Here is a 3311-nt window from a genome sequence, read left to right on the forward strand (position 1 = left end):
AAATTTTTCGGCCAGTTGCCTGACGGTATATCCGTTTTCTTTACTCAGGTATGAGATGATGGCTAAGATTCTGTAAACCAATTTGTTTTCCATACTAAATCGCTTTAATCAATCCGAACCCCATGCTGTTTTTTTCACCCAGTCCGGCATAATAACAGGTTTTCATCAGCAGGGGAGAAGTATTTAATTCCAATTGAAATTTATAACCCCTGATAAAAATGGTCTCGTTTTCGTTTTTGGTGATGGCAATAAGCTTTGACGCAGGTTCTGAAAGTAGTTTTAATGAAAACTTACTATCGCTGAGTTTTTCTCCTGTGTAGGCTTCATGTTTTGTCAGTGTATTTTTCATAAGCAAAGAGGAATAGGCTTCATCAAGAGGGGAGAGATATTCACAGTGTGATTTCCCATTTATCGGTCTGATCTGGGAGATACAAACGGGCGTGATGGCTTCGAAACGCATTGATTCTGAGAATTGCGGAGCCGGAAGCACTTCAACGGTGCTGACATGAAGGCGGAGCTTGTGTTGTTTGTTGCCAAGCACAAAATCAAGGTTTTTAAAGCATCCGTGTACAAAATGATGAGCCGCATCAGGAACCAGAAAGCTGAGGATGATGGAACAATTTTCGGAATAGCTGACAATCTGTTCACCTTGCAGCTGGCTTTTTTCAAAATAAATGTTGGAAAAGCAGAACAGCTTGAATCTTTTGTTTTTTAAAGAAAAACCCTGTTCATGAAGCCACGAGGCAAATTCAGGATTACTGACATTCAGGGTTTTATAAATCCATGATGAGACAGCATACTGATAATTAATGGGTAAAATACGCTCATCAGAGGTGATTTTGAGCTGAAGTTTTATTCTCATGATTCTAAAAAATAAAGGAGCTTAAATGAAAACAGAAACCTTTTCAGACTTCAAATATAAATAAGTTTTGTAAGTGGTGAACTGTCATTTTATCAAAATAAAGTGGCTGGCATATCGTTTGATAAACACTAAGCTGTAAAAATTTTAAAACAAACGAATATGAGACTCTTTTGGAAACAGGCACTGATGTTACTGGTTGCCGGAATCATTGGCGGAATCATCGGTATAAGTATTTACCAGGTGTCGGGTATGAACGGACGCACCGGTACTATACCGGGGACTGAAAAATCTGTAGCCCGATACACTGTTGACCGTATCGCGTTACCGACATTTGATTTTTCGGAAATAGCCAGCCGTATAGGTCCTACGGTGGTACACATCACCACTAAAATTGAGGCCCCGCAGAAACCCACTTCTCCTTTTGACAATCCGTTTTTCGAGTTTTTTGATCCAAAATTTTTCAACTATCCCCAGCAGGGAAGCGGGTCCGGTGTTATTGTTACAGAGGATGGCTACATTGTTACCAACAATCATGTGGTAGCAGACGCCACCAACATTGAAGTTACCCTGAGTGATAAAAGAACCTATTCGGCAAAAGTTATAGGAAAAGACCCGCAGACTGACCTGGCAGTCATTAAAATAGATGCAAAAGACCTGACCCCACTGCCCTTCGGGAATTCAGACGAGCTGAAAGTCGGGGAATGGGTGCTGGCACTTGGAAATCCATTTAATCTGGAGAGCACGATCACTGCAGGTATCGTCAGTGCGAAAGCCAGAAGTATCGGTATATTGGGACGTGGCTCTGCTGTAGAGTCCTTTATTCAGACCGATGCTGCCGTTAATCCGGGCAACAGCGGAGGGGCTTTGGTGAATGTTGAGGGGAAACTCATTGGTATTAATACAGCCATTGCATCCCAGACCGGAACTTATGAAGGTTATGCTTTTGCCATACCTTCCAATCTTGTTTATAAAGTTTACACCGATATTGTTAAATACGGCAAAGTACAGCGTGGTATGCTGGGAATTAATATTCAGGAAGTTACGCAGGAAATAGCCAAAGATAATGACATGGAAAAAATCCGCGGGGTTTATGTGGCCGATGTACTGGAAGACGGAGCTGCAAAGGAAGCAGGGATTAAAAAAGGTGACATTATCCTGAAAATCAATGACAAGGAAGTGAATTCGGTGCCGGCTTTACAGGAAATGGTTTCGATGAACCGCCCGGGAGATAAGATAAAAGTAACTGTTTTCAGAAAGGGGAAAGAGCATGAATTTACTGCTACTTTGAAAGACCCCAAAGGCAATACCAAAATAGTGGAGGATAAAACTCAGGATCTGAAAAACTCACTGGGAGCTGAATTTACTGAACTTACGCCACAGGAAAAGGCTAAATTCGGTATTGAAAACGGGGTAAAAGTAAAATCGGTTACTTCAGGTAAATTCAAGGATGCAGGTATCCCCAAAGGATTTATCATTACGAAAATTGACAAGAAGAAAGTTAATTCGGTGGATGATGTATATGAATATCTGAGTGCAAGTGAAGGCGGGGTACTGATTGAAGGAATTGAACCAGATGGTTCAAAGGGATATTATGGCTTCGGAATTGAATAGAAATTTTTCATAGTTTTTTTAGTTTGAGCACGGTACACTTACCGTGCTTTTTTTTTTAGATGGAGTCTTTATAAATGAGAGCCTGCCATTGTAATTTTTCCCTGATATTTGTCGTTACAACTGAGACAGATGAAAACATTATTCAGGAAATTTTCCGGTTATTATCTTATCTCCGGCCTGATAATTATTGCTTTAACCATTATTTCACTGGCTTTTCCGAAGCCGGAAAGCTTTCTTGCTGTCAACCGCATGCAGACTTTGACAGGAGTTGCTTTTTTTAAGATAATTACCTTGCTGGGGAATGCGTGGATTTATCTGATCATGATCGTCATCTGCCTGTTTATCCGTTTTCGTTTTTCACTGATATTTTTTTCTGCTTTTGTTCTGGAAGGTTTGTTGTCTCAGTTTTTAAAAAAGATTGTTTTTCAGGATGTTTACAGGCCTTTGAAGTATTTTGAACTGCAGGGCATTGATATCAACATCGCTGAAGGAGTGAAGCTTTACCGGCATTTCAGCTTTCCTTCCGGACACAGTGCCACGGCTTTTACCGTATTCAGCCTGATGGCTTTTCTGATATTGCCGGCAAAATTCAGGTGGGTGGCTTTGTTGTTTGCCTTGCTGACTGCATTTTCAAGGGTTTATCTTGGACAGCATTTTATTCCTGATATTGCTGCCGGGAGTTTTAACGGACTTCTGGTCGCTTCAGTGGTTTACTGGTGGTTTGAAATATACAGACCTTCATTTTTGGAATCTAAGTTCTGGACTGAAAAAAGAATCAGGATTTGAAAAACATTATCATTATTACTGTATTGGTTCTGTTGCTGTTTGTTCCTTTTAC

General features: G+C 40.5%; 3 protein-coding genes. 2 read left to right on the top strand and 1 reads right to left on the bottom strand.

The window, feature by feature from the left end; translation table 11 throughout:
• Positions 1-94: 94 nt before the first annotated feature.
• A complete protein-coding gene (gene cas6 / locus GX437_06680) occupies positions 95-862 on the bottom strand; it encodes a CRISPR-associated endoribonuclease Cas6 (GenBank protein NLJ07336.1) in 768 nt (255 codons plus the stop codon).
• Positions 863-1045: 183 nt separating this feature from the next.
• Between cas6 and GX437_06685 the strand changes: the two genes are divergently transcribed.
• Together GX437_06685 and GX437_06690 are read left to right on the top strand one after the other, a co-directional pair.
• Entirely contained in the window at positions 1046-2473 is a 1428-nt protein-coding gene (locus GX437_06685) for a Do family serine endopeptidase (GenBank protein ID NLJ07337.1), read from the top strand.
• A 129-nt stretch (positions 2474-2602) separates the two neighbouring features.
• Positions 2603-3259 (top strand): phosphatase PAP2 family protein, encoded by a 657-nt coding sequence (locus tag GX437_06690; protein ID NLJ07338.1) that lies wholly within the window; start codon positions 2603-2605, stop codon positions 3257-3259.
• Positions 3260-3311 lie beyond the last annotated feature (52 nt).

The sequence above is a fragment of the Sphingobacteriales bacterium genome (genome assembly GCA_012517435.1).
GTDB lineage: Bacteria > Bacteroidota > Bacteroidia > CAILMK01 > JAAYUY01 > JAAYUY01.

What these genes read in the sequence shown, in the direction of transcription:
- cas6 (NLJ07336.1), bottom strand. Translation starts at nt 862, where the DNA reads ATGAGAATAAAACTTCAGCTCAAAATCACCTCTGATGAGCGTATTTTA.
- GX437_06690 (NLJ07338.1), top strand. Translation starts at nt 2,603, where the DNA reads ATGAAAACATTATTCAGGAAATTTTCCGGTTATTATCTTATCTCCGGC.